Below are 338 nucleotides of genomic sequence, written 5' to 3'. Positions count from 1 at the left end.
GGCTGCGCCAGCAAATGTCGGCGCAGATGGGACACGTTCCGCTACCGACGCCGATCAACCTCGATCCGCCCGATCACACCAAGTACCGCCAGCCGCTGCAGCTCGCGTTCAGTCCCAAGGCGATGCTGGCGCGCAAGGAAGAGGTGCGTGCGCTTGCTAACGAGCTGATCGACGCGGTGATCGAGCAGGGGCATTGCGACCTGATCCCCGACATCGCCGAACCGCTGCCGGTGCGCGTGTTTCTCAAGATGATGGGGCTGCCGCTCGAGCGGTCGGCGGAGTTCCGGACGCTGGTGCATGAATTCATGGCGCCGTTGACCGACGAGATGGAAGCGATC

Annotated in this window: 1 pseudogene (cut by a window edge); it reads left to right on the top strand. The window is 64.2% G+C overall.

From position 1 onward, the window contains the following. A pseudogene (locus Q0326_RS11890) lies at positions 1 to 338 on the top strand (cytochrome P450) (its annotated part continues 639 nt past the right edge of the window); the annotation flags it as partial.

The organism is uncultured Sphingomonas sp., from assembly GCF_937859915.1.
GTDB lineage: Bacteria > Pseudomonadota > Alphaproteobacteria > Sphingomonadales > Sphingomonadaceae > Solisphingomonas.
This window is presented reverse-complemented; position numbering and strand designations above follow the sequence as displayed.